3 protein-coding genes are annotated in these 2,089 nt (G+C 53.5%); 2 read left to right on the plus strand and 1 reads right to left on the minus strand.

The window, feature by feature from the left end; genetic code table 11:
- A partial coding sequence (locus tag HAP95_RS12980; RefSeq protein ID WP_226832773.1) for a CHC2 zinc finger domain-containing protein occupies nucleotides 1–317 on the minus strand: 317 nt, incomplete at its 3' end.
- Nucleotides 318–422: 105 nt separating this feature from the next.
- Here HAP95_RS12980 and HAP95_RS12985 point away from each other — a divergent pair.
- Together HAP95_RS12985 and HAP95_RS12990 are read left to right on the plus strand one after the other, a co-directional pair.
- Nucleotides 423–1,394 (plus strand): hypothetical protein, encoded by a 972-nt coding sequence (locus HAP95_RS12985; protein WP_215884594.1) that lies wholly within the window; start codon nucleotides 423–425, stop codon nucleotides 1,392–1,394.
- 256 nt (nucleotides 1,395–1,650) lie between these two features.
- On the plus strand, nucleotides 1,651–2,089 hold a 439-nt coding region (locus HAP95_RS12990; RefSeq protein WP_215884595.1), incomplete at its 3' end, for a metal-dependent hydrolase.

A 2,089-nucleotide genomic window follows, 5' to 3' on the forward strand; every position in this document is an offset into this window, starting at 1 on the left:
CCCCCCGCCATATCTGCCAGAGTCTCCACGGCCTCCAGGAACGGATGCCCGTCGTGTTGCATCAGGAAGGTCAGCGTGTCTCCATGCGCATGGCAACCGAAGCAGTGATACCGGTTTTGTTTGGTGTACACGTGACAAGACGGGGTTTTTTCCGAATGAAATGGACAACAGGCGACATAATCCTCGCCCTGTTTGCGTAAGGCGATGCCGTGCTGATGGAACACCTCTGCCAAGGATACCCTGGACAATGCGGTGGTGATGAGGGGTTTGAGGTCGGACTTGAAGTTCATAAGGCGCATGATAGCGAATGCTTGCATGAAAATAAACCGCTATCATAGGCAAGAATAACTTTTTTAGGATGGTGAGGCGCGTTAGAATAGGATGATGTTCTCAATTAACACACTTTCTTAAAGGGGATAGACATGAGCGATGAGATTCAAAAAGGGCGGATGTTCAAACTGGCAAGAGACGCCGGAGATCTAGCATGGAATAGCAGTGCCGCGATGTCTATGGGAACAACAGCGGAGCGGGAGGTTTATCGTAAGACCGTGGAAAACATGAGCGACAGTCCGGAAGGCCGACTGGCTCGAATGATACAGACGGTCATGGAAGCAGATATGCGCGGCATGTCTACCCGTGCGGTTGTTACCGAGATGCGAGAAGAAGGCGCGCGCCTGGGCCTTGTTGATACAGATGTGGATACTGTCCTGGGTCTTGCCGCCGATACCTATGCTACAAAAGCAGCCACTCGCAACCCGGAAGTCTTCGACGACGGAATCCACGGGCGACTGGTTCACCGCACGTTGCCCGTAATTGCCGAATTACAGGGGCACAACTCCATGGCAGAAGCGGAAAAGTCTTTCCTCCGTAATTACGCAGATCACGCATCTGCCTATAGCAATCAACGGGAAGCGATAGAACGGTTGGCGAACGGAGAAAACGAAGCCCACCCTCAAGCCGAAACCATGGTGGTTGAGTCCACAAAATCGCCTGAGGTTGACCATATCCAGAAATCCCTGAGCGCCATGGAAGAAGCCTATGGTAAGACTGTCAATTCGCCGGGGGCTTCGAAAATGGAAGTTTTTACCGCCTCAAAACGTAGCGGTGATATTGAGGAGGTGCGTAAGGGTCTAGATAAACCAAATCCTGATCCGTCCACGTTCAAAAAGCTCGGCAATTTGCTGGGCAACGTGTTGGACAAGGCGGGAACCAAGCTGATGGAGATGGGCAGTCTGGATACCGTGGCGCTCAAGGACCACGTCATAAACATCGTGGAATCCGCCAAAACTCTTGGGCAAGACATCTCCCGGCCCGTTTCCGATTTCCTGGAGCGAGCGAAAAGCGAGGAGCAAACGGAGAGCGGGCGCGATGATTCCGCCATGCGGCCGGACTAATCATTAAAGGCGGTCAAAAATACAGGGCAGGTGAAAGCCTGACTTTATCTACTGAGATGGTTATATTATGAGGAACTTCAGTTATGCTTCCCGAAGCGAAAATTCAGTGATGCATCCAGACTGACCGCTCATTATTCCCTTTCCTGCAAAAACACGCTATCATGTGCCGCATAGCGTTCATTTATGCGTATAGCAAGGGAAGTTCCATGTTTCACCGCTTTATATTCACCCTTCCTAACAAGAGTCACGGCATCTAATGGGCTGCACCGGCCATCGGCTGACCGGCGTTGCCGCAGGCTGCCTCGCGGCTAGTGCGCTCTGGCGCAGCGAGTCTTCATTGTCTCTGGTCGCTATTCTTGCCGGTTACTTCGGCGGAACAGCCCCGGATTGGCTGGAGATCGCCCACGCCGAGTATTCCCAGAAATACCACCGGTGGATGCGCCGATCGGTCATTCCGCATCGCACAATCACCCACTGGTGGCTGGTCTGGGCGGTAGCAACGGCCGCCCTTGTGACCTGGGCTTTCCCTGCTGGCAATGCATGGTCCTTGTTTCGGGTGGCAGCTTTCGGATTTCTGGCGGGGGCCTGGATGCATTTATTGATGGACCTGCCCAATCCGGCCGGTATCCCGATGCTTTCCCCGTTCGCCAAAAGCCGCTTTGGGTTGGGCTGGTGGAAATCCGAAAGCACGCTAG

The organism is Acidithiobacillus sulfurivorans, assembly GCF_018853815.1.
GTDB classification, from domain to species: domain Bacteria; phylum Pseudomonadota; class Gammaproteobacteria; order Acidithiobacillales; family Acidithiobacillaceae; genus Acidithiobacillus; species Acidithiobacillus sulfurivorans.

Coding starts and splice junctions, on each gene's coding strand:
- HAP95_RS12985 (WP_215884594.1), top strand. CDS start 423: ATGAGCGATGAGATTCAAAAAGGGCGGATGTTCAAACTGGCAAGAGAC.